The 22,324-nt window shown below is 75.8% G+C and carries 22 protein-coding genes; 7 read left to right on the forward strand and 15 right to left on the reverse strand.

What is annotated here, in order from left to right; translation table 11 throughout:
• Positions 1–51: 51 nt before the first annotated feature.
• The gene (gene galE, locus H7X46_RS17820) at positions 52–1,020 is read left to right on the forward strand and encodes a UDP-glucose 4-epimerase GalE (RefSeq protein WP_186360475.1); all 969 of its coding nucleotides are present in this window, start codon (positions 52–54) and stop codon (positions 1,018–1,020) included.
• Between the two features lie 11 nt (positions 1,021–1,031).
• On the opposite strand, the gene H7X46_RS17825 is transcribed toward galE, so the two are convergent.
• A complete protein-coding gene (locus tag H7X46_RS17825; protein ID WP_186360476.1) occupies positions 1,032–2,261 on the reverse strand; it encodes a DUF4192 domain-containing protein in 1,230 nt (409 codons plus the stop codon).
• 224 nt (positions 2,262–2,485) lie between these two features.
• On the opposite strand from H7X46_RS17825, the gene H7X46_RS17830 reads away from it, so the two are divergent.
• Entirely contained in the window at positions 2,486–3,976 is a 1,491-nt protein-coding gene (locus tag H7X46_RS17830) for an FGGY-family carbohydrate kinase (protein WP_186360477.1), read from the forward strand.
• Between the two features lie 85 nt (positions 3,977–4,061).
• On the opposite strand, the gene H7X46_RS30770 is transcribed toward H7X46_RS17830, so the two are convergent.
• Positions 4,062–4,976 (reverse strand): M23 family metallopeptidase, encoded by a 915-nt coding sequence (locus tag H7X46_RS30770; protein ID WP_370588831.1) that lies wholly within the window; start codon positions 4,974–4,976, stop codon positions 4,062–4,064.
• Positions 4,977–5,536: 560 nt separating this feature from the next.
• On the opposite strand from H7X46_RS30770, the gene H7X46_RS17840 reads away from it, so the two are divergent.
• The 3 genes from H7X46_RS17840 to H7X46_RS17850 all read left to right on the forward strand — a co-directional run bounded on the left by H7X46_RS17840 (position 5,537) and on the right by H7X46_RS17850 (position 7,925).
• Entirely contained in the window at positions 5,537–6,346 is an 810-nt protein-coding gene (locus tag H7X46_RS17840) for an SGNH/GDSL hydrolase family protein (RefSeq protein WP_186360478.1), read from the forward strand.
• Positions 6,347–6,583: 237 nt separating this feature from the next.
• Entirely contained in the window at positions 6,584–7,438 is an 855-nt protein-coding gene (locus tag H7X46_RS17845) for a glycerophosphodiester phosphodiesterase family protein (protein WP_186360479.1), read from the forward strand.
• A 40-nt stretch (positions 7,439–7,478) separates the two neighbouring features.
• The gene (locus tag H7X46_RS17850; protein WP_186360480.1) at positions 7,479–7,925 is read left to right on the forward strand and encodes an SRPBCC family protein; all 447 of its coding nucleotides are present in this window, start codon (positions 7,479–7,481) and stop codon (positions 7,923–7,925) included.
• Here H7X46_RS17850 and H7X46_RS17855 read toward each other — a convergent pair whose 3' ends face one another.
• The gene (locus H7X46_RS17855; RefSeq protein WP_186360481.1) at positions 7,926–9,131 is read right to left on the reverse strand and encodes an RtcB family protein; all 1,206 of its coding nucleotides are present in this window, start codon (positions 9,129–9,131) and stop codon (positions 7,926–7,928) included. It abuts the gene before it with no gap.
• 136 nt (positions 9,132–9,267) lie between these two features.
• Here H7X46_RS17855 and H7X46_RS17860 point away from each other — a divergent pair, with 136 nt between their 5' ends.
• Positions 9,268–9,732 (forward strand): hypothetical protein, encoded by a 465-nt coding sequence (locus tag H7X46_RS17860; protein ID WP_186360482.1) that lies wholly within the window; start codon positions 9,268–9,270, stop codon positions 9,730–9,732.
• Here the strand turns inward: H7X46_RS17860 and H7X46_RS17865 are convergent.
• Both H7X46_RS17865 and H7X46_RS17870 read right to left on the reverse strand, forming a co-directional pair.
• On the reverse strand, positions 9,705–10,112 hold the full coding sequence (locus H7X46_RS17865; RefSeq protein ID WP_186360483.1) for a YkvA family protein: 408 nt from the start codon (positions 10,110–10,112) through the stop codon (positions 9,705–9,707). The two genes, H7X46_RS17860 and H7X46_RS17865, sit on opposite strands and share 28 nt — an antisense overlap.
• Before the next feature lie 47 nt (positions 10,113–10,159).
• On the reverse strand, positions 10,160–10,603 hold the full coding sequence (locus tag H7X46_RS17870; RefSeq protein ID WP_186360484.1) for a CBS domain-containing protein: 444 nt from the start codon (positions 10,601–10,603) through the stop codon (positions 10,160–10,162).
• 106 nt (positions 10,604–10,709) lie between these two features.
• Between H7X46_RS17870 and H7X46_RS17875 the strand changes: the two genes are divergently transcribed.
• Complete coding sequence (locus H7X46_RS17875) at positions 10,710–12,317, forward strand: thiamine pyrophosphate-binding protein (RefSeq protein WP_186360485.1); 1,608 nt, start codon at positions 10,710–10,712, stop codon at positions 12,315–12,317.
• 46 nt (positions 12,318–12,363) lie between these two features.
• On the opposite strand, the gene H7X46_RS17880 is transcribed toward H7X46_RS17875, so the two are convergent.
• The 10 genes from H7X46_RS17880 to H7X46_RS17925 form a co-directional block, all read right to left on the reverse strand.
• Positions 12,364–13,737, reverse strand: coding sequence for an MFS transporter (locus H7X46_RS17880; protein WP_186360486.1), 1,374 nt, complete (start codon positions 13,735–13,737; stop codon positions 12,364–12,366).
• 71 nt (positions 13,738–13,808) lie between these two features.
• Positions 13,809–14,273 (reverse strand): hypothetical protein, encoded by a 465-nt coding sequence (locus tag H7X46_RS17885; protein ID WP_186360487.1) that lies wholly within the window; start codon positions 14,271–14,273, stop codon positions 13,809–13,811.
• A complete protein-coding gene (locus tag H7X46_RS17890) occupies positions 14,270–15,916 on the reverse strand; it encodes a thiamine pyrophosphate-binding protein (protein WP_186360488.1) in 1,647 nt (548 codons plus the stop codon). Before H7X46_RS17890 ends, H7X46_RS17885 begins: the two co-directional genes overlap by 4 nt.
• Before the next feature lie 34 nt (positions 15,917–15,950).
• Positions 15,951–16,733, reverse strand: a complete 783-nt coding sequence (locus tag H7X46_RS17895; protein WP_186360489.1) for an SDR family oxidoreductase — start codon at positions 16,731–16,733, stop codon at positions 15,951–15,953.
• 20 nt (positions 16,734–16,753) lie between these two features.
• Positions 16,754–17,518, reverse strand: a complete 765-nt coding sequence (locus H7X46_RS17900) for an SDR family oxidoreductase (protein WP_370588832.1) — start codon at positions 17,516–17,518, stop codon at positions 16,754–16,756.
• Positions 17,515–18,309 carry an alpha/beta fold hydrolase gene (locus tag H7X46_RS17905; protein WP_186360490.1) on the reverse strand — a complete coding sequence of 265 codons (795 nt, stop codon included), beginning with the start codon at positions 18,307–18,309 and terminating at the stop codon, positions 17,515–17,517. Before H7X46_RS17905 ends, H7X46_RS17900 begins: the two co-directional genes overlap by 4 nt.
• A complete protein-coding gene (locus H7X46_RS30775) occupies positions 18,306–19,061 on the reverse strand; it encodes an aspartate dehydrogenase domain-containing protein (protein WP_186360491.1) in 756 nt (251 codons plus the stop codon). Before H7X46_RS30775 ends, H7X46_RS17905 begins: the two co-directional genes overlap by 4 nt.
• Positions 19,058–20,008, reverse strand: a complete 951-nt coding sequence (locus tag H7X46_RS17915) for a VOC family protein (protein WP_186360492.1) — start codon at positions 20,006–20,008, stop codon at positions 19,058–19,060. The genes H7X46_RS30775 and H7X46_RS17915 overlap by 4 nt, the downstream gene beginning before the upstream one ends.
• Positions 20,005–21,330, reverse strand: a complete 1,326-nt coding sequence (locus H7X46_RS17920) for a recombinase-like helix-turn-helix domain-containing protein (RefSeq protein WP_370588833.1) — start codon at positions 21,328–21,330, stop codon at positions 20,005–20,007. Before H7X46_RS17920 ends, H7X46_RS17915 begins: the two co-directional genes overlap by 4 nt.
• A gap of 29 nt (positions 21,331–21,359) precedes the next feature.
• Complete coding sequence (locus H7X46_RS17925) at positions 21,360–22,310, reverse strand: PDR/VanB family oxidoreductase (RefSeq protein ID WP_186360493.1); 951 nt, start codon at positions 22,308–22,310, stop codon at positions 21,360–21,362.
• Positions 22,311–22,324: the final 14 nt, after the last annotated feature.

Consider the following 22,324-nt stretch of genomic DNA (forward strand, 5'->3'; position numbering starts at 1 on the left):
CGGCGCCGTACGGGACGGTGCCGTACGGATCGGCAGGCGCGGAGGACCGGAGTGAAGCTGCTCGTCACCGGCGGGGCGGGGTACGTCGGCAGCGTGTGCGCAGCACACCTGCTCGAGGCCGGCCACCAGGTCGTCGTGCTCGACGACCTGTCCACCGGCCACCGGGACGCCGTCCCGGACGGGGCGCGGTTCGTCGAGGGCGAGCTGGGCGCCACCGCCCGTGCGGTGCTGGGTGAGGGCGGGTTCGACGGGGTCCTGCACTTCGCGGCACGCTCGCTGGTCGGCGAGTCGGTGGAGGCACCGGAGAAGTACTGGGACGGCAACGTCGTCGCGTCCTTCCGGCTGCTGGAGGCGATCCGCGAGCACGCGGTGCCCCGGCTGGTGTTCTCCTCCACGGCGGCCACCTACGGCGAGCCCGACCAGGTGCCGATCCCGGAGAACGCGCCGGCCCGGCCGACCAACCCGTACGGGGCGAGCAAGCTCGCGATCGACCACATGATCACCTCGTACGCGGCCGCGCACGGCCTGGGCGCCACCAGCCTGCGCTACTTCAACGTGGCCGGCGCGCACGTGACCGGCACCGTGCACCTCGGTGAGCGGCACGCGGTGGAGACCCACCTGATCCCGCTGGTCCTGCAGGTCGCCTCGGGCACCCGGGAGTCGATCTCGATCTTCGGTGACGACTGGCCGACCCCGGACGGCACCTGCGTGCGCGACTACATCCACGTCGACGACCTGGCCGACGCGCACCTGCTGGCCCTGCAGCACGCGAGCGCCGGCCGGCACGACGTCTACAACCTCGGCAGCGGCCACGGCTTCTCGGTGCGGGAGGTCGTGGACGCGTGCCGCACGGTCACCGGGCATCCGATCCCCGCCGTCGTCGCCCCGCGCCGCGCCGGAGATCCCGCGGTGCTGGTGGCCTCCAGCGACCTGGCCGCCTCCCAGCTGGGCTGGAAGCCGTCGCGGACCGAGCTGGAACGGATCGTCGCCGACGCGTGGGAGTTCGCCCGCGGTCGCTGACCCCGCACCCGTCACCGGTCCGCACCCCGCTCGAGCAGCGCGGTGAGCAACCGGCGCAGGCCGGCCGGCCCCGCGTACGAGGCCGGAGCGGTGCCCGGGGCGAGCACGCCCCGCAGCGAGCTGCACACCACGGCCGCGAGGACGTGGTCCGGCCGGTCGCCGAGCGCGCGCTCGACGGCGAGGGTCGCCAGCGCGCCGTCCCCCCGGAGCAGGGCGCAGACCGCCAGCAACGCGGACGGCCCGGCCCGGTCGGGCGCGGGCAGCGCCCGGGTCAGCGCCGCCCACAGCTGCTCGGCGTGCGGGGCCTGCGACCCGAGACACACGCGCAGCGCCTCGTCTCGGAAGTCGGGATCGTCGAAGGCCGCGCAGAACTCGAGCGCGAGCGGGTCGTCGATCACGAGGCGGCCTGCTGCCGCGGCCGACAGGCAGGTGTCGAGCAGGGTGGAGCCCGACCGGCCGGCATCCGGTTCCGGGCGCCCGGTGGCCGGCGACCGGTCCGGTTGACGAGCCCCGGCGCGGAGCCGGGCTCGCCGCTCGTGCGCCGCCGGGTCACCGTCGAGCTGGGCGCGGACGGCGGCACGATCCGGCAGGACCGCCCGGCCGCGCACCGCGGCCGCCACCGCGATCGGGCTCGCCGTGGGATCCGGCACCGTGCCCGCGCACCGGCAGTCCTGCCCCGGCAGCGGGTAGCAGCTCCAGCGGTCACCGGCCCGGGTGCCGGAGGCCCACAGCACCGCCGTCGGCGTGATCCCCGCCCACCGCAACGCCCGCCGGGCGGCGACCGCGACGTCACGGCGGACCCGGCGCTGCATCGCGGCCCCGGGCCGGCCCCGGACGACGACGGCGACCGCCCGCGCCGCACCGCTCCCGGCCAGCGCCGAGACCGCGTCGTCGCACACCGCGCGGACCTGCCGCGCGTACGGCAGGTCGACGCGGACGGTGAGCCCGACCCGGCCGCGGAGCTCCGGCCCGGCCATCCCGACCAGGATCAACGAGTCCTCGGGATGGAAGCCGATCAGCACGGGCACGGCGGCGATCAGCTCCGCCGGCCCGGCGAGCCGGATCCGGGTCACGGCGGTGCCATCCGGGTCGGCCCACGGCCACGGGTCGGCCGGTGTCCCGCCCGGTGGCCAGGGAGGCGCGGCCTGCGGGCCGGGTGGGCCGGCGGTGGAAGCCGGGCGGCCCGCACGGATGCGGGACGGCGAGTCGGGGTCGGGGTCGGGCTGCGGCAGCGCGGTCATGGCGTCGAGCGTGGGGCAGCGGCCCGGCTCCCGGGGCGGTCCCGGGCCGAGCCTGTGGACGGAGCCGGCAGAACCGGCTTTCCGAGGGGGTGTCGTGGACAACTCGCGGCGTGCGAGGGCCGATGCCGCCGGATCGTCGGTCCCCTGTGCTATGGCCGCAACCGGCACCGATGTTCACGGCCGGCCCGGTGCACAGCGGCCCGCGCACCCGGTAGGAAGAGGCCATGCAGGTCTATCTCGGCGTCGACATCGGAACCTCGGGCTCGAAGGGCGTCGTCGTCGACCACGGCGGGCGGGTGCTCGCGCGCGCCGACCGCGCGCACGACACCGCGCAGCCCCGCCCCGGATGGGTGGAACACGACGCGGAGACGATCTGGTGGGGCGACTTCACCGCGATCGTCCGCGAGCTGGCCGCCGCCGTCCCGGACGCCGAACCCGCAGGCCTGGGCGTCTCCGGGATCGGCCCGACCCTGCTGCCCGCGGACGCCGACGGTCGCCCGCTGCGTCCCGCGATCCTCTACGGCGTCGACACCCGGGCCGCCGCGGAGATCGACGAGCTGACCGCCGAGCTGGGCGCCGAGCAGATCCTGCGCCGGGCCGGGACCCCGCTGTCCTCGCAGGCGGTCGGCCCGAAGTGGCGCTGGCTCGAGCGGCACGAGCCCGAGGTGTTCGCGCGGACCTCGCTGTTCCTGATGTGCTCGTCGTACCTGGTCCACCGGCTCACCGGCGAGTACGTGCTCGACCACCACTCGGCCAGCCAGTGCGACCCGATGTACGACCTGGCGGCCGCGGACTGGGCCCGGGACTGGGCCGATGCGGTCGCACCCGGGATCGCGCTGCCGCGGCTGCTGTGGCCGACCGAGATCGCCGGGCACGTCACCGCCGCCGCGGCCGCCGAGACCGGGCTGCCGGAGGGCCTGCCGGTCACCGCCGGGACCGTCGACGCCTGGGCCGAGGCGACCAGCGCCGGCGTCACCGCACCGGGCGAGGTCATGGTCATGTACGGCACCACGATGTTCCTGATCGAGGTCATCGACCGCCCGCGGCCGCACCCGGCGATGTGGACGACCCGCGGGGTCGTCCCCGGCACGTTCACGCTCGCCGCGGGGATGGCGACCTCCGGCGCGATCACGAACTGGCTGCGAGATCTCACCGGCGAGGGGTTCCCGGAGCTGGTCGCCGAGGCGGGCGAGGTCCCGCCGGGCAGCGGCGGCCTGCTGCTGCTCCCCTACTTCGCCGGGGAGCGCACGCCGCTGTTCGACCCGGACGCCCGCGGCGTCCTCGCCGGGATCACCACCGCGCACACCCGCGGCGAGGTGTACCGGGCCGCGTTGGAGGGCATCGCGCACGGCGTCCGGCACAACCTCGAGGTCATGCGCGAGGCGGGCGGCGGGACGAAGCGCCTGGTCGCCGTGGGTGGCGGGGTGCAGGGCGGGCTGTGGACCCGGATCGTCACCGACGTGACCGGTGTGCCGCAGGACGTCCCGGAGCAGACCGTCGGTGCGGCGCTGGGCGACGCGTGGCTGGCCGCCGTCGCCACCGGGGCGGAGCCGGAGCTGCGCCGGTGGAACCCGGTGGCGCGGACCATCGAGCCCGACCCGGTCGCCCGGGAGGTGTACGACCGCTTCCACCGGCACTACCGCTCGCTCTACACCGCGACCCGGGAGACCGCGCACTTCCTCGCCGCGGAGCGCAGGCGCTCCTACGACGCGTGACGCGTCGCCCGGCCGCGGGGCGACCGGCCGCGGCGGCTCGCACGGGCCGGTCGCCGTCCCGCGGACGGTGCGGCGCTGACGGGGATCAGGTGTAGGAGAACCCGTTCGCGTCCAGCCACGGCTTCGGGTTGATCTTCGTCCCGCTCGGGTCGACGACCTCGATGTGCAGGTGCGGCCCGGTGGACTGGCCCTTGTTGCCGACCTCGGCGATCTGCTGTCCGGCCGCGACCTTCTGCCCGACCTTCACCAGCGAGCGGTTGATGTGGCCGTAGACGGTGACCGTGCCGTCGTCGTGCTTGACCCGCACCCACATGCCGAACCCGCTGGCCGGGCCGGAGCTGACCACCGTGCCGGCCAGCGGGACGTGGATCGGCGTGCCGATCGGGGCGGCGATGTCCAGGCCCATGTGCTTGGTGCCCCAGCGGGAGCCGAACCCGGAGGTGACCCGGCCGGACACGATCGAGGTGCCACCACCGGCCGAGGCGGACTGCGCCGGGGCGGACTGCAGCGACCCGGTGGCGCCCGCGGCACGCGCGGCCTCGGCGGCGCGGGCCCGCTCGGCGGCGGCCTGCTGCGCCTTCGTGACCGACGCCGCCGCACCGCGCACCGCGTCGGTGGCACCGGTGTGCGCACCGGAGGCGGTGGTCACGGCGCGCGCGGCGGCCGACCCCCCGGTGGCGGCCGGGGTGGCCAGCGACGCGATGGTCGCCGAGTCGGCGATCGGGGCCGCCGGAGCGGCGTCCGTCGCGGCGGGGACGGCGGCCGCGGCGTGGGTGGTGGCCGCGGTCGTGGCGGTGCCGGTCTCGAACCACGCGGCCGGGGACGGGAGCCCGCCGGAACCGGCGGTGACGTGCGCGGCGCCGGCGATACCGCCGACCGCGACGACCGCCGCCGCGATCCGGGTGGACGCGGAGACGCGGGAACCGTCGTCGGAGGTGCGGGCGTGCCGGACGTGCGGACGGGCGGGGAACGCGTCGACCGTTCCTCCGACTCCTGCCACCGCGAACTGCGATGGCAGGAGCCCGAGGCTCGCGCTTCGGCCCTGGGGGGAGCGATGCCGTGCCACGATGTTTCCTTCCAGATCGCGGAACGGCGGACAAACCCGTGGGGAGCGGGCGGGCCCGTCGGGGATCGGGCCGCGTCCGGTTCGTGACCGTTCCGTGATCCGACGCCACGCTAACCACGGCCCCGGAGCCCGCAAACCCGAACGAGTGATCACGAGACCACCGGAACGCGGCGCGCGGTGAGCGGACGCTCCGTGACCGAACCGGAAGCAACCTGCCGTTCACCGCAGCGACGACCGCCGCTCGACATCCAGGACGAGGCCGTGACCTGGGACGATGCCGGACACTCGTCGACTGGCGAGTGGTTCGGCCATTTGTCGGTATGTGGGCGCGGTCACCCAGGGTGGTCGAGGTCGCTGGTCACGGGGCCGCGGCCCGGTGGTGCCCGCGCCCCGTTCGGCCCACATGACGGTCACACCCCGGTCCACCGGCCCGGTGACCGCTCACCCGGAACCGTGATTGCCCGCGCCCGCGGCGGCCGGGTTGGGTGGACGTCGTGCGCCGACTCCTCGTCCCGCTGCTGGCCTGCGCCCTCGTCGTCGCCCTGGCCCCGGCGGCGGCCGCGGCACCCGTGGCCGGGCAGGCCGCGACCCGGTACGTGGCTCTGGGCGACTCGTACGCCGCCGGCGTCGGCGCCGCCCCCGATCCGGCGACCGGCGCCTGCCGCCGAAGCGACGCCTCCTACCCGGCGCTGTGGTCGGCCCGGAACGCGCCGGCGTCGTTCACCTCGGTCGCGTGCAGCGGCGCGACCAGCGGGGAGGTCGTCGCGCGGCAGGTCCGTGCGGTGGCGCGGGACACGACCCTGGTGACGATCACGGTGGGCGGCAACGACACCGGGTTCGGTCCGGTGCTCGCGACCTGCAGCACCGCGCCCGACGACGAGACCTGCTTCCGCGCGATCCGCGGCGGTGAGCGGATGGCCCGGCTGTTCGCCCCCGGCGGGCTGATCTCGGTGATCGTCGGCGTCCGGTTGCAGGCCCCGCAGGCACGCATCGTCGTCCTCGGCTACCCGCGGCTGTTCGAGCCCGGCGCGTCCTGCGACGTGCCCGGCGTGCCGAACGCGGCCCGCCGCGCCGCGCTGAACCGGGCCGCCGACACCCTCGCCGCCGCGCTCGCCGACGCCGCCCACCGGTTCCGCGGGCAGTTCGTCGACGTCCGGGACGCGTTCGCCGGGCACGGGTTGTGCAGCCCCGACCCGTGGATCCACCCGCCGTCCGCCGGGCGGCCGGCCGCCTACCACCCCGACCCCCGGGGCTACGCCGACGGCTACCTGCCTGCACTCACCGCGGTGACCACGCGTCCCTGACCGGCCGGCACCGCTGTGCCGCCGGTCGTCACCTGATCCCCGTCGGCGTGCCGCGCTGCAGGTCCGTGCTGCGGCGACGCAGATCACGCCGATGGGCCGCAGCGAGCCGGGCGGCCTGTGCGACGATCGGGATGCGGCTGAGACCCGGAACCGATCGACGGGCCCGGACGGCTGCCAGCTCCCCACACACCGGCACGCAGGGTTGCACCGGATCATGTCCGCCCGCCCGGAGGTCCCGTGCGCCCGACGTGCCGCCCGCCCGGCCCGCCGCTCCCCGTCTCCCTCGACCCGGCCGCCCGGTCCGCGGTACCGAGCGTGCACGCGGCACCGGCCGAACCGGAGCGGGCCCGCACCGGTCCCGAGGTCGTCGCGCACCGCGGCGCGTCCGGGGACTCCCCGGAGAACACCCTCGCCGCGGTCGACGAGGCCCTCCGGCAGCGGGCCGACACGATCGAGATCGACGTCCGGCGCACCGCCGACGGTCACCTGGTCGTGCTGCACGACAGCACCCTCACCCGTACCACCGACGTCGAGCGGGTGTTCCCGGGCCGGGCACCCGACCCGGTCGGCACCTTCACCCTCGCCGAGCTCAAGCGGCTCGACGCCGGTTCCTGGTTCGGGCCGGCGTTCGCCGGGGAGCCGGTCCCGACGCTCGCCGAGGTCGTCGCGCACACCGGGGACCGGGCCGGGCTGCTGGTCGAGCTGAAGGACACCGCCCACTACCCGGGCATCGAGCAGGAGGTCGCCGCGGTGCTCGGCGCGCCCCGCGCGGGGGTCGCGGTGCAGTCGTTCGACCACGACACGATGCGCCGCTTCGCTGAAGCCGCACCGGACGTCCCGGCCGGGTGGCTGTTCGACGACCGGCCCGGCCGGGCCCGGCTCGACGAGGCCGCGGCCGCCGGTGCGCACCAGATCACCCCCGGCGTCGAGGGCACCGACGCGAGCCTGGTCGCCGCGGTCCGGATCCGCGGGATGGAGACCGGCGTCTACACCGTCAACACCGGGTCCGACATGCGGCGGCTGCGCGACACCGGCGTCGACCGGATCATCACCGACCACCCCGGCCGCCTGCGCGCGGTGCTCGACGGCTGAACGATTGCCCTCCGACCGCGCCGGCTGGGAGGCTTCCGGCGTGGCCCAGGTGGACGTGACCAGCGACATCAATATCGACCGCCCGCGGGCGGAGGTGGCGGCGTTCGCCGTGGACCCGGACCACGCGACCACCTGGTACCGCAACATCAAGGCGGTCACGTGGGAGACACCGCGACCGCTCGCCGTGGGCTCCCGGCTCGCGTTCGAGGCCGAGTTCCTGGGCCGCCGGCTGGCCTACACCTACGAGGTGCGCGAGCACGACCCGGGCCGCCGGTTCGTGATGAGCACCGCCGAGGGGCCGTTCCCGATGGAGACCACCTACACCTGGGACGACGCCGGGCCGGGCGCGACCCGCATGACGTTGCGCAACCGCGGCGCGCCCTCCGGGTTCGCGAAGGTCGGCGCGCCGCTGATGGCCGCGGCGATGGGCCGGGCGAACCGCAAGGACCTGGCCGAGCTGAAGCGGGTCCTGGAGGGCACGCCGTGATCACCCCTTGACGCAGAGGATCGTCCGGAGCCGGTGCTCGACCCGGACCAGATCGGCCTGCTCGGTCATGACGGTGTCCAGGTCCTTGTAGGCCCCGGGGATCTCGTCGAGCACGCCGGCGTCCTTGCGGCACTCGACCCCCTCGGTCTGCGCCTGCAGGTCCGCCACGGAGAACTGCCGGCGCGCCGCCGCCCGGGACATCCGCCGGCCGGCACCGTGCGCGGCCGAGCAGTACGACTCCGGGTTCGCCAGGCCGGACACGATGAACGACCCGGTCCCCATCGAACCGGGGATGATCCCCTTCCGGCCGCCCTCGGTGGAGATCGCGCCCTTGCGGGTCACGACGAGGTCGACGCCGTCGTAGGTCTCCTCCGACACGTAGTTGTGGTGGCAGGACACCTCCGGCTCGAACGCGACCGGCCTGCCCAGCGCGCGGGCCAGCGCGGCCTTGAACAGCTCCGTCATCACGTGCCGGTTGAGCCGCGCGTACTCCTGCGCCCAGTACAGGTCGGCCCGGTAGGCGGCCATCTCGGGTGTCCCCGACAGGAACACCGCGAGGTCGCGGTCGGGCAGGTCCCGGTTGTGCGGCAGCTCCTTGGCCCGCTCGATGTGCCGGTTCGCGAGGACGTTGCCGATCCCGCGGGACCCGGAGTGGAGCATCAGCCAGACCCGGTCGTCGCCGTCGGTGCACAGCTCGAGGAAGTGGTTGCCGCTGCCCAGCGAGCCGAGCTGCTGGTGCGCCTTGCTGCGCAGCCGGTCCCGACCGGCCCCGGACGCGTCGCGCAGGTGGTGCAGCCGGTCGAAACCCGACCAGAACCCCGCCCAGTCGTAGCCGCGGTCGATGCCGAGCCGCGCCAGGTCCGGGCCCTCGCGGTGACCGGCCCGGCCGACCGGGACGTTCCGCTCGACCTGCGCGCGGACCCGGGACAGTGAGCCCGGCAGGTCGGCCGCGGTGAGGTCGGTACGGACCGCGGACATCCCGCAGCCGATGTCGACGCCGACCGCGCCCGGCGACACGGCGTCGCGCATCGCGACCACCGATCCGACGGTCGCGCCGTAGCCCTGGTGCACGTCCGGCATCACGGCGACACCGTGGGTCCACGGCAGGTTCGCGCAGTTGCGCAGCTGGGCCAGCGCGCCGGGCTCGACGGAGTCCGGGTCCGTCCACAGGCGTACCGGCGCCGTGGTGCCGGTGAGCGTGTGCATGCCTCCTCCTTCTCGATCGTCGAGGCCTGCCGCGGGGCCTCCGGATCGTCCCGCTCCGGGTGACGGGCGTCGGCGGCGTCGGCACCGGGCCGGAACTAGACTTCAGGTACGGAACGGGCACGTGGAGGCGCAATCGATGACGGCTGTTCGGCGGCTCGGGCTGCTCCTCCCGGCGGTACTGCTGGTGCTCGCCGGGTGTGGCGACTCGCTGGCCACCCAGCCCGGATCGTCCCGCCCGCCGACGACAACGCAGGCCCGGGCCACGACGCCGTTCTGCGAGGCGCTGCAGGACAGCGAGGAGGCCGCGGAGCCCGTCAGCGGCATCGCGATCGGCAGGCCGGTGGAGAACATCGGGGAGATCGCGGCGGACGTCCGCCGGGCCAACGAGCAGGTGACCGCGCTGGCCCCGCAGGAGATCCGGCCGGACTTCGACCGGGTCAACCAGCTCGCCGAGCGTCAGCTGGACCTGCTGGAGGCCAACGGGGGCGACACGCTGGCCGTCGCCCGGGACCCGGAGATCGCCCGCGCCCGCGCCGACCCGAGCTACCAGGTGGCGACGCAGCGGATCAACGACTACGTGCGGTCGACCTGCCCGCGGTGAACGCCACCGTCGACGACCATCGGGGTCTCCCGGCGCCAGCCGAGGTACCGGTCGGCCTCGACCAGGAGCGACCCGCCCAGCCACATCGCGACGACCGCGTCGTCGGTCAGCCCGAGGACGGTCAGGAACACCTCCGGCACGACGTCCACCGGGGAGACCAGGTAGGCCAGCGCGAGCAGGAACATCGCCATCCGGCCCTTGGCCAGGTGCGGGTAGCTGCCGCGCCAGGCGTCGCGGACCATCGCCGGCAACGCCCGGACGCGGTCGACGGGGCCGGGCGCACCGGGTCCGCCGCGTCGGGTCAGGGCGCGGACGAGCGTGGCGAGGGCCGCCGTGCGGCCGACCCGGCGGCCACCGGACGAAGCAGGTGCAGCGCTCATGTCCTCCACAACGCCGGCGCCGCCGCCGGCGTTCCCGGCGGGACCGGTCAGTGACTCGCGAGGTAGATGTCGCGCAGGACGCCCGCCTCGGTGCTCATCTCCGCCAGCCGCTGCTTGACGACGTCACCGATACTGATCAGCCCGCAGAGCTTCCCGTTCTCGACGACCGGTAGGTGTCGGTGCCGCCAGCGGTTCATCGTCGCCATGACCTCGGCGATGGAGTCGTCCGGTGAGCAGGTGATGACGTGCCGGGTCATGATGTCGGCGACGGTGAGCTTCACCAGGCCGGCGCCGTCGGACGCGAACCTGCGGACGATGTCGCGTTCGGAGACGATCCCGTCGACGCGCTCGCGGAACCCGTCGTCGGAGACCACCAGTGCGCCGATGGCCGGCGGCCCTGCGAGCCGGGCGGCGGCCTCCGGCACCGTGTTCCACGACAGCACGGTGTGCACCGAATCGCCCTTGAACTGCAGGATGTCGGACACCTTCATGGGACGCTCCCTTCCCCTGGACCCGAACACTCGAAGTGTCCGCCCTCACAGTCGTGTTGTACAAGCGATCGAGCCCCGTGATCGGCGGAGGAACGGGAGGACCCGGGTGAGCAGGACGAATGCGACCGTGGCGGCCGACATCCTCGGCGTGCTCCACCAGTCGGGCGCGACGACCGTGTTCGGCCTGCCGGGGGTGCACAACCTCCCGTTCTTCGGGCCGGGCCCGGGCTCGCCGGTGGTGGTGCGGCACGAGCAGGCGGCCACGTTCGCCGCGGACGGCTGGGCACGCCGGTCCGGCCGGCTCGGTGCGGCCGTCGTCACCACCGGGCCCGGTGCGACCAACGCGCTCACCGGGTTCGGCGAGGCGGCCGCGGCGGGCTCCCCGGTGGTGCTCGTCGCCTCGGAGATCCCGCAGCGGCTGCGCCGCGACGGCCGGCTGCGCGGGGTGCTGCACGAGTCCCGCGACCAGGCGGCGGTGTTCGCGCCGCTGGCGAAGGCGGTGTTCACGCCGCGTACCGCCGCCGAGGCGGCGACGGCGATCCGGGAGGCGGTGGCCCTCGCGACCGCCCCGCCGCGGGGGCCGGTGTACGTCGACGTCCCGGCCGACGTGCTCGGCGCCCCACCCTCGCCACCCGATCCGTGCGGCTCGGGCACGACGAGCGGTGGCCGCACGAGGCCGGACCGCACCGCGGCCGGCGACGTGCGGGCGGTCGCCCCGGTCGTCGGGGGTGCGCGGACCGTCGTCTGGGCCGGGCCGGGCTGCCTCGACGCGCCCGGGCCCGTCGCCGCGCTCGCCCGGCACCTCGGCGCGCCGCTGGTCACCGCGTTCGGCGCCCGCGGGCTCGACGGCGCGCTCGCCGCTCCCCCGCACGAACCGGAGGTCGCCGAGCTGATCGGCGCGGCGGACGTCCTGCTCGCCGTCGGCGGCGGCCTCGACGGCATGAACACCCGCAACTGGACGATGCCCCGCCCGGCCACGCTGGTCACGCTGGATCCGGTGCCGCCGCCCGACCCACCGGAGTGGGCCGACGCGCACGCCCTGACCGGTGACGTCGGCGAGCTGGCCGGGGCACTGCGGGCCGCGACCCCCGCCCGCGCGCCGTGGTGGGACACCGACCTCGCCGTCCGGGTGCGCGACCGGCTGCGGGCCGATCCGGCCACCGCGGAGGCGTTCGCGCTGGTCGAGGCGGTGGAGTCGGTGACGACGGCCGGTGCCGCGCTGGTCTGCGACATGGCCGTCGCCGGCTACTGGACCGGCGGATACGCCCGGCTCGCCGGTCCCCGCGGGCTCGCCTACCCGGTCGGCTGGGGCACGCTCGGGTTCGGGCTGCCCGCGGCGATCGGGGTCGCCGCCACCGGGACACCCACGCTGGCCGTGGTCGGGGACGGCGGGCTCGCGATGGCCGTCGGCGAGCTCGCGACGCTGGTCCAGGAGCGGCTGCCGGTGACCGTGCTGGTCGTCGACGACGGCGGCTACGGGATGCTGCGCTACGACCAGGACCGGGCCGGGGCGCCGCACGCGGGCGTCGACCTGCACACCCCGGATCTCGTCGCGCTGGCCGGGGCGTACGGGCTGGACGCGGTGGACACCGGGATCGACGGGCTCGGGGCCGCGCTGCGCGACGCCGCCGGGTCGGGCCGCCCGCGCCTGGTGCGGGTCGCGGCGGCGCTGCTGCCGCCGCGCACCACGTCCCCACGCTGGCACGACACCTGAGGGCGGTGCCGGGCGACGGCCGGTCGGGGCCGCAGCCGGCGTCCGCTCAGGGAGAGACCTCCTCCAGCTGCCGGTTGCGGGTCTCCGGCCCGAACAGCACGATGAGCGCCCCGAGCGCGGCGACCCCGCCGAGCAGCGCGAACGCGGTCGCGATGCTGCCCGCGGTGACCGCCCCGGCGACCACGATCGGCCCGAGGATGACACCGACCCGGTTGAACGCGGCCCCGATGCTGGTGCCCAGCGCCCGGGAACGGGTCGGGAACAGCTCCGGCGAGTACAGGTACAGCGTGATGTTGGAGGCGAAGCTGCACAGGGCCGCGATCGTGGTGAGCGCCGCGACCTGGGCCACCCCGGACGCGCCGAGCGCGGCCAGCACGATCAGCGTCCCCGCCGTGAGCGCCATGCCGAGCCCGAGGACGGCCCGCCGGCCGATCCGGTCCACGCCCAGCGCGGCCAGCACGCAGCCGAGGAAGCCGGCCGCGGTCGCCAGCAGGGACAGCTGCAGCGCCTGGTCGAGCGGGAGCTTGTAGCTGCCGGTGTAGATCGTGGGCAGCCAGGAGGTCAGGCCGTAGTTGACGAAGAACGCGGTGAACCAGAGCCCGCAGACCAGCAGCAGCCGCCCGCGGTAGCGGCCCGCGACCAGCTCGCGGACCCGGTCCCCCGCCGGCGGTGCGTCCTGCACGGTGACCGTCTCGGCGGCCGCGGGCAGGTCGCGGCCGGTGGAGCGTTCCACCGCGGTCTCGATCCGGTCCAGCTCGGTCTCGGCCTCGGCGTACCGGCCGCGGGCGGCGAGCCAGCGCGGGGACTCCGGAACGTGCCGCTTGATCAGCACCAGCATCACGATCGGCAGCGCACCGACGAGGTAGATCGACCGCCACCCCAGGGTCGGGACCATCCAGGTCGCCAGCAGCGCCGCGAACAGCGTGCCGGCCGGGAACACGAGCTCGTAGAGCAGCACGAACCGGCCGCGGCCGTGGGCCCGGGCCAGCTCGCCGATGTAGGCGGCGGCCACCGGGACCTCACCGCCGATGCCGAGGCCCTGCACGAACCGCAGCAGCACGAATGCCGCGAACGATGGGCTGAAGAACAGCCCGATGCTGGCGAGGACGGTGAGCGCGAGGGCGATCCGGATCGTCCGGACCCGGCCGAGGGTGTCGGCGGCCCACCCGGACATCAGGGCACCGACCAGCATGCCGACCGAGCCGGCGGTGACGGCGAGGGTCATCTGGCCGGGGCCGAGCCCCCACTCCGCGCGGATCGGGGGCAGCGTGTAGGCGACGAGCAGCTGGTCGAAGGCCTCGAAGAAGGTGACCACACCGATGATCAGCCGGACCTTCACGTGCCAGCGGGAGTGCGGGATCCGTTCGAGCCGCGCCATCAGCGAGTGGGCGGCTCCGGTCGAGTGCCGTGCAGAGGTCATCGTGGCGTCCTTGTCACTGTGGCGTCCTTGTCACTGTGCCGTGTCTCTGTGGCGTGTCTGTCGGGGTTGTGTCACCGGGGTGTCAGGTGGTGGTGCCCGTCGACGAGGTCCGGCCCGGGCAGGCCGAGCCGGTCGGCGGCGCGGGCCGCGGCCGGCATCCCGGCACCGGCCCCGGCCAGCCGGATCGCGGCGGGCACGATCCCGAGCCGGCCCGTGAGGTGGTCGACCGCGCCGTCGACGTCGGCGTCGACGTCGGCCGGGTCGAGGCCCGCGTACGCGGCCGCGGCGCGGTCGGGGTGCGGGTAGTCGGGTCCACCGTCGCGGAAGTACAGGTAGGGCACGACGACGAGCGACCCGCCCGCCGCGGTGGCGCGTGCGCGGGCCTCCAGCTCGGCGTCGATGCCCGGCTCGCCGTGCACGATCACGACGGCGCCACCGGGGGCCCGCTCGTCTCCGGTGACGAACAGCGGGGCCGACGTGGTGTGCACGACGCGGCCGCGGTTGGCCGGCCCGTGCGCGTGGTGGTGCTCGCTCACCGGTCGTCACCACCGTCGGGCACGTGCACCGGTGGCACGAACGGCACCGCCATCGGCCCGATCGCGGTGAGGTCGACCTCGACGATCGACGGCGCGTGCTCGGCGAGCGCCTTGGCCAGCGCCTCGTCGAACGCGGGGGCGTCGGTCACCAGCCGGTGCTCCAGCCCGACCGACCGGGCCAGGGTGCCGAAGTCCGGGGTGTACAGATCGACCCCGGCCCGCCGGCTGCCGGTGGCCTCCTGCATGGAACGCAGCACGCCGTAGCCGCCGTCGTTGAACACGACCAGCACCAGCCAGGGCCGCTGCTGGGCGAGCGTGGCGATCTCGCCGAGGTGCACGGACAGGCCGCCGTCGCCGGCCATCACCAGCGTGGGGACGTCCGGCCGGGCCTCGGCGGCGCCGAGGCCCATTGCCAGGCCCTGCCCGATCCCGCCGCCGAGCGGGAACACGTTCGTCGCCGGGTCGAGCACTGGCAGCAGCCGGTTCCCCCAGGTGCTGGACGGCACGGTCACGTCGCGGGCGATCACCGACCGCGCGGGCAGCCGCTCGCGCACCGCGTCGCAGACGACGTCGTAGGGGGCGACCGCGGCACGGTGCGCGGCCCGGACGGCGGCCCGGGTCTCGCGGGCCCGGTCGGCCCAGCCCGGTTCGGCCGTGTGGTCACCGGTCCGGTCGAGCAGCCCGGTGAGCACCTCGGCGGCGTCACCGACCACCCCGGCCGTGGCCGGGTAGCTGCGGCCGATCGCGCGCGGGTCGACGTCGATCTGCACCGACCGTGCGGGCAGCAGCAGCGAGAACTGGGCGGTCTCGTTGGACCGGAAGTGCGAGCCGATGCCGATCAGCAGGTCGGCGTCGATGACGAGCTCGCGGGCGGAAGGTGCGGTCCCGTAGTTCCCGACGACGAGCTCGTGCGTCTCCGGCACGGCGCCGCGGCCGGCGTTGCTGGTCAGCAGCGGCGCGCCGAGCCGCTCGACCAGCTCCCGCAGCTGCGGGCCGGCCGCGCGGGCGCCGCCACCGGCCCAGACCAGTGGACGGCGGGCGGAGCGCACCAACTCGGCCGCCGCGTCCAGCGCGGCCGGGTCCGGTGCCGCGGGGCGCCCGGGCGGGACCGGGGTCGCGGGCGCGCCGGCCTGCGCGGCGTACTGCAGGTCGATCGGCCATTCGACGCTGACCGGGCCCTGCGGCGGGGTGAGCGCGCGGGCGGCGGCGTCGCGCAGCGCCGGCCCGGCCGCGGCGGGCGTCCGGATCGTGGCCGCGTGGGCCGAGACCGCGCGGAGCATGCCGGCCTGGTCGGGCGTCTCGTGGATCACGCCGCGGCCCTGGCCGAGGTACTCGCTGTCGATCTGGCCGGTGACGTGCAGGACGCGGCTGCCGGCGGCGAGCGCCTCGATCAGCGCCCCGGCCGCGTTCCCGGCACCGGTGCCGGTGCTGGTGACGGCGACTCCGAGGCCGCCGGAGGCCCGGGCGTAGCCGTCGGCGGCGTTGACGGCGGCGGCCTCGTGCCGCACCGGGACGAACATCCCCGCCGCGTCGAGCGCCTCGACGAGCGGCAGGTTGTGCACGCTGACGACACCGAAGGCGCGGGTCACGCCGTGGTCACGTAGCAGGGCGACGAGCAGGTCGCCGCCGTTCGGGCGGGCCATGGTTCCTCCGTGGTGGGCGGTCGGTTCGGGCCGGTCAGACGTAGCGGGCGACGCCGCCGCCGACGTCGAGCGTCGCGCCGGTGACGTAGGAGCTGCGCGGTGAGAGCAGCGAGACGATCGGGAAGGCGACCTCGTCGGCGGTGCCGAGCCGCCCGAGCGCGACGCCGCGGTCGGCGGCGAGCGCGCCGGCCCAGGTGTCGAAGTCCTGCGCGGAGCCGGATTCGGCGTACCGGCGCCGCCACTGGCCGGTGTCGATCAGGCCGAGGCAGACCGAGTTGACCCGGATGCCGTCCGGGGCGAGCTCGGTGGACAGCGTGGTGGCCAGGTTGAGCAGCGCGGCCCGGGCCGCCGAGGTCGCGGCCAGGCGCGGCTCGGGCTGGCGGGCCAGGATCGCGTTGACCGCGACGACCGCGCCGGCGTCGCTGCGGCGCAGCCAGGGCAGGGCCGCGCGCACCGGGTTCAGGACGCCGGCCAGCTTGAGCCGGACCTCCTCGTCCCACTGGTCGTCGGTGGTCTCCAGCACCCGCGACATCAGCGAGCGCCCGGCGTTGGCGACGATCCCGTCGATGCCGCCGAGGTCCCCGGCTGCCTCGGTCACGAACTCCTCGACCGCGGCCGGGTCGCGGACGTCCGCCGCGGCGGCGAACACCCGGCCGGGGCCGGGCAGCGGGTCGAGCGCGGCGCGGAGCCGGTCGGCGTCGCGAGCGCAGGCCGCCACGTGGGCGCCCTCGGCCCGCAGCAGGCCCGCGACGGCGAGCCCGACACCGGAACTCGCCCCGGTGACGACGACCGTGCGGCCCTTCAGCCCGAGATCCATGGTGTTCCCTTCAGCGTCCTTCAGCGGCAGACGAAGCCGCCGTCGACCAGCAGCGTCTGCCCGGTGACGTAGGCGGCGGAGTCGGAGAGCAGGAACCGGACGGCGCCGGTGACGTCGTCGGGCTGCTGGGTGCGGGTGAGTGCCCGGTTCAGCCGGAACAGCTCGTGGCGTTCCGCGGGGATGCTGCGGGTCGCCTCGGTCTCGGTGATGCCGGGCGCGACCGCGTTGACCGTGATCCCGTCCGGGCCGGCGTCGCGGGCCATCGCCCTGGTCATGCCGACCACGGCGTTCTTCGAGGTCACGTAGTGCAGCAGCCGCGGGGGCCCGTAGAAGGCGACGTCGGAGGCGATGTGCACGATCCGCCCGGCGCCGGCGGCCCGCATGCCCGGGTAGAGCGCGCGGGCGACCAGCCAGGGTCCGCGGACGTTGACCCGCAGCACCCGGTCGAAGTCGTCGGCCGGCAGGTCGGCGAAGTGCTTCCCGCCGACGCCGTCGGCCAGGGCGGCGTTGTTCACCAGACCCCAGGCGCCGCCGAGCCCGTCGACGGCGGCGGCCAGCGCGGCCACCGAGGTCTCGTCGGCGACGTCGGTGTCGTGCCGGTGCACGGTCCCTCCGGCTGCGGTGAGCTCGGCGGTGGCGGACGCGGCCGTGTCCGGGTTCCGCTCGGCCAGCACGATCCGGGCCCCGGCGCGGACCAGCTCGTGGGAGATCGCCAGGCCGAGCCCGCGCCCGCCCCCGGTGACGACCACGACCCGGCCGGCCAGGTCCCCGAACGCCGCGCTCACCGGGACACCCCGGTCCGCACGCCGGCGAGGAACCCGCCGACGATCCGGTCGAACTCGGCCGGCTGCTCCTGGTTCGCGGCGTGCCCGGCGCCGGGGACGAGCGCGAACCCGGCCCCGGGGATCGCCGCGGCCAGCGCCCGGGCCTCCTCGACACCGGTGACCACGTCGTGCTCGCCGACCACGACCAGCGTGGGCACGCCGATCCGGGCCAGGTCGGCGGAGTGGTCGGTGGCCGCCATCGAGGCCGCGGCCAGCGCGTACCCGGCGGGCCGGACCCCGGCCATGATCGCCTCCACCCGGGCGCGGACCGGTGCGGGGGCGTCCGGTGCGACCAGGCGCCCGGCCCGGCGCGCGGCGAACTCCCCGGCGCCGAGCTCGGCGAGCTCCTCGACACGGCGGGCCATCCCGGCCCGGCCCTCGGGGGTGCGGCCGGAACCGCGGGTGGAGTCGGCCAGCACCAGGCTGCGCAGCAGGTCCGGGCGGCGCAGCGCCATCCGGGTCGCCACCACCCCGCCCCAGGAGACGCCGACGACGTGCGCCGGGGTGCCGTCGAGCACGGCCAGCGCGGCGTCGGCGAGCCGGTCCATGACCGTCTCCGGGGGCGTGCCGGGAGGCGGGTCGGGCGAGTCGCCGTAGCCGGGGGCGTCCCAGGCGAGCAGCCGGTAGGTGCCGGCCAGCCCGCCGTCGAGCTGGGGCCGGAACGACTCGGCCGCTCCCCCGATGCCGTGCAGGAGCAGCACGGTGTCCCCGGACCCGGCGGCGCGCACGGCGACCGGGTACCCGCCGGTCACCGGAGCACCGCCGGGGCGCCTGCGAGGTCACCGACCGCACGCAGCACCGCGTACGGGGTGATCGCGCTGGTGGTCGGGGTGCGTTCCGAGGGCCGGTTGGCGATCTCGATCCGGTAGTCGCCGGACGGGCCGGTCGCCTCGATCACGTGCCGGGTCAAGGTCGCCGCCGGGTCCGCGACGACGGCGGCCTCGACGACGTCCCACCGGCCGGTGGCCAGCGCGACCGCGGCGACGACGTTCGTGGAGCGCGGGAAGCGGGCGGCCACCTCGCGGGCCGTGCCGCGGAACAGCTCGACCGGGCCGTCCGGGGCGGGCCGGTCCGGCAGCAACGCGGAGGCGGCCTTGGTGGTGGTCACCGTGACCCGCTCCGGGCCGCCGTCCATCAGCGCGGCCGCCCGCAGCACGTCGAGCCCGCCGATCGCGCCGGTGCACAGGTGCACCCGGCCCGGCCCGGCCGACAGGGCGGCGAGCAGGTCGTCGTCGGTGAGCGCGCCGATCGACACCACCAGCAGGTCACCGCCCGCGGCGATCACCTCCGGCGCGGTCGCGGCCAGCGCGGCGTGCCCGGCGCACTCGACGACCAGGTCTGCCCCGCGCACCGCGGCCGCGGTGTCGATCACCGGCAGGCCGGGCGGGTCTGCCGGGTCGCGGTGCACGACGCCGATCAGGTCGGCGCCGGGCACCGCGCCGCCGGCGAGCGCGCGGGCCACGACCTCGCCGATCGCCCCGCAGCCGAGGACCGCGACCTTCACGAGTGCACCTCCGCGCCGCGGCGGCGGGCGAAGTACCCGGGATCGGGTTCACCGGCCATGTGCGCGCGGACGTCCGCCGACGGCGGCCCGGCCGTGCCCCACAGGTCGGACAGCTCCGGGGTGCGCCGCCACACCCGGCACAGCCAGGCGTCCTCGGTGACCTGGTCGACCTCGGAGGTGTACTCGCACACCAGCCCGGCCGGGTCGGCGAAGTAGGAGAAGGTGTTGTTGCCGGGCCCGTGCCGGCCCGGCCCCCACAGCGGCAGCATCTGGTGGTGCCGCAGCCGCCCGATGCCGCGCATGAAGTGGTCGATCGAGCCCATCTCGTAGGCCACGTGGTTGATCGAGGTCCAGGCGGCCTGGTTGAACGCGATCACGTGGTGGTCGGAGTTGCAGCGCAGGAACGCCATCTGGTGCTCGGACCAGTCGGAGATCCGCATGCCGAGCACCGAGGTGTAGAACGCGCAGGCGGCGTCGATGTCGACGGTGTTGAGCACGACGTGGGCGAGCTTGCGCGGCCGGGCCGCGCGGCCCTCCGGGTCGCCGGGCACCACGGCGTAGGTGTCGCAGGACAGCTCGACCAGTCGGCCCTCCGGGTCGACCAGGCGCAGCCCGTAGCCGCCGCCGGCCTGGTCCAGCGGGCCCGGCCCGGCCACGACCGGGACTCCGCGGCGCTCCAGCTCGCGGGCTGCCGCGTCGATCTCGGCCGGGGTCGCGACCGCGAACGCGATCTTGTCGAGGCCGTTGGCCTCGTCGTCGACCAGCTGCAGGATGTGGTGCTCGGGTCCGGTTCCGCGCAGCCACACGGCGCCGGTGTCGGTGTCGGTGGTCTCCAGCCCCCAGACCTCAGAGTAGAAGTCCGCGGCGTCGCGCAGCGCCGTCGTGCGCAGCGACGCGGAGCGCAGCGCGCGCAGCCGGACCACGGGGCCCTCCGCCGGGGCGGTCACCGGGCCGCTCCCGCGGTCGCGGCCGGGCGGGAGCCGGTGGCCGGCGGGGCGGGTTCCCGGTGCTCGCGCAGGTACCGTTCGGCCCGGTTGCGCAGCAGCCGCCGGACCCGCACCAGGGCGATGTCGTGCTGGTAGAGGCCTTCGCGGACGGTGGCGTCCTCGGGCATGTCCTCGAGCATCACGCGGTCCTGCTCCAGCACGGCCCAGTGCCGCTCCTCGAGCAGGGTCCGGTAGAGGAACCGCCAGGAGTCCCGCTGCCAGCCCTGCACCTTGCGGCAGCGCCAGAAGAACGCGGCGTGCCGGCCGGCCGAGATCGGCGTGACCATCGCGATGATCGCGAACGGGCCACCGGGGCCGGCCGACGGCGGGTAGGGGATGTCGAGGCGGACGGCCTGGAAGCCGTCGTCGATCCACTCCGACCAGTCGAAGTTGACGGCCTTCTGGTCGGTCTTCTCGAACACGAAGCCGGTCGCGGTGTCGCGGACCTGGAACACGGCCTCGCGCTTGCCGCCGAACATCGAGTGCGACTCGCGGTGCAGGAACGCGCCGTGCATCGGGTCCATGAGGTTGTCCAGCGACAGTGCGTACGGCGCGTCCCACTCGACGTAGCAGAGGAAGCTCGACCAGTCCGGCGCGGCGATCTGCTCGGGCAGCGCCAGCGGGGCCGGCGGGGTGCCGTCCTCGGTGATCCAGGCGAACACCGCGCCCGCCCGTTCCTGGGCCGGGAACGTGGTGACCGCTCGGCGGCCCTCCAGCGCGCAGCCGGGGCTGCCCGGTACGGACACGACGGTGCCGCCGGCGTCGACCTGGACGCCGTGGTAGTTGCAGGCCACCCGGTCGCCGAGGTGCACGCCGCGGGACAGCGGGGCGTTGCGGTGCGGGCAGCGGTCGCGCTGGACGTGCACGGTGCCGGCGCCGTCGCGCCACAGCAGCAGGTCGATCCCGGCCCGGTGCAGCCGGACCAGCTCGCCGGACGGCACGGCCGCCGACGGGCACAGCGCGTACCACTGGTCGGGCAGGCCGCGGGCCAGCAGCTCGGCGGCCGTGCCCGGCCGGCCGGCCCGCTCGCCGGCCGGGTCCAGCGCCAGCGGCGCGGGCGGGGCGGCGCCGTCGGCGCCGAGCCGGGCAAGCTCGGCGACGACCGACTCGGCGGTCCAGTCCCCGCCGTCCGGCGGGCGGGTACCGCCGGTGTTGAGCCCGGCCGCGAGCGCGGCGGGATCGGCGGCGCCGGTGGCGTAGACCCGCTCGAGCTCGGCCGCGAACGTGCTCTCGTAGCTCGTCGGCGGGCGGCTGCGGGACTGGTGGATCTGCAGGTGCGACACGGTCGCCTCCGGTGGTGGGTCGGTCGGGGTCAGAGGTCGAGAACGAGCTCGGGGCCGCGGCAGCGGGAGACGCAGACGAACATCGATCCGCCGGCCGCGCGCTCGTCGTCGGTGAGCACGAGGTCGCGGTGCTCGGGCTCGCCCGCGAGGACCTTGACCTCGCAGGTGCCGCAGATGCCCTCCTCGCAGGAGGACGGCACGGAGATCCCGGCACCGCCGAGTGCGGCCAGCACGCTGCAGCCCGGCTCCACCCGCACCCGCACGTCGCTGGCGGCGCAGTGCACGTCGAACCCGGTGTCCGCGGTGGCGCTGGGCGCGACCTCCGGTGCCCGGAACCGCTCGACGTGGACCCGGCCGGGGTCGGGCGCGAGCTCCAGTACGGCGTCGATCATCGAGGTGGGGCCGCAGCAGTGCACCGTGGCCCAGGGCCGCCCGGCCAGGACGGCAGCCAGGTCGGCGGGGCCGCCCGCCTCGTCGTCGAGGTGCACCCGGACCCGGGATCCGTCCGGGTCGAGCGCGGCCAGCTCGTCGAGGTAGGCCAGCGCGGACCGGGTGCGGCCGCAGTAGAGCAGCGACCAGTCCGCGCCCGCGGCGGCGAGCGCGCGGGCCATGGCCAGGATCGGGGTGATGCCGATCCCGCCGGCGACGAGCAGGTTCTCCGCCCCGGCCTCGAGCGGGAAGTCCTGGTGCGGGCCGCCGACGGGGAGGAGGGCGCCGATCCGCACGCCGTCGTGCACGTACGCGCTGCCTCCGCGGCTGTCCGGGGCCCGGTGCACGGCGACCGTCCACCCGGTGCGGTCGGTGGGCGGGCCGCACAGCGAGTACTGGCGGGTCAGCCCGACCGGCAGGTCGAGCGTGAGGTGCGCGCCGGGCTCCCAGCCCGGGAGCTCGCCGCCGGCCGGGTCGGCCAGGCGCACCTCGACGACGTCGTCGGAGAGGCGGGTCAGCCGCTCGACGCGCAGCGTGCGGGTCTCGGACATCGGTGTCCTCCTCG

The sequence above is a fragment of the Pseudonocardia sp. C8 genome (genome assembly GCF_014267175.1).
Classification (GTDB): domain Bacteria; phylum Actinomycetota; class Actinomycetes; order Mycobacteriales; family Pseudonocardiaceae; genus Pseudonocardia.

Bases quoted from the DNA above. Each gene is read 5' to 3' on its own strand.
- H7X46_RS17825 (WP_186360476.1), bottom strand. From the start codon at position 2,261: ATGACCGCGCTGCCGCAGCCCGACCCCGACCCCGACTCGCCGTCCCGC.
- H7X46_RS17830 (WP_186360477.1), top strand. From the start codon at position 2,486: ATGCAGGTCTATCTCGGCGTCGACATCGGAACCTCGGGCTCGAAGGGC.
- H7X46_RS17855 (WP_186360481.1), bottom strand. From the start codon at position 9,131: ATGCACACGCTCACCGGCACCACGGCGCCGGTACGCCTGTGGACGGAC.
- H7X46_RS17860 (WP_186360482.1), top strand. From the start codon at position 9,268: ATGACGGCTGTTCGGCGGCTCGGGCTGCTCCTCCCGGCGGTACTGCTG.
- H7X46_RS17865 (WP_186360483.1), bottom strand. From the start codon at position 10,112: ATGAGCGCTGCACCTGCTTCGTCCGGTGGCCGCCGGGTCGGCCGCACG.
- H7X46_RS17870 (WP_186360484.1), bottom strand. From the start codon at position 10,603: ATGAAGGTGTCCGACATCCTGCAGTTCAAGGGCGATTCGGTGCACACC.
- H7X46_RS17880 (WP_186360486.1), bottom strand. From the start codon at position 13,737: ATGACCTCTGCACGGCACTCGACCGGAGCCGCCCACTCGCTGATGGCG.
- H7X46_RS17890 (WP_186360488.1), bottom strand. From the start codon at position 15,916: ATGGCCCGCCCGAACGGCGGCGACCTGCTCGTCGCCCTGCTACGTGAC.
- H7X46_RS17895 (WP_186360489.1), bottom strand. From the start codon at position 16,733: ATGGATCTCGGGCTGAAGGGCCGCACGGTCGTCGTCACCGGGGCGAGT.
- H7X46_RS17925 (WP_186360493.1), bottom strand. From the start codon at position 22,310: ATGTCCGAGACCCGCACGCTGCGCGTCGAGCGGCTGACCCGCCTCTCC.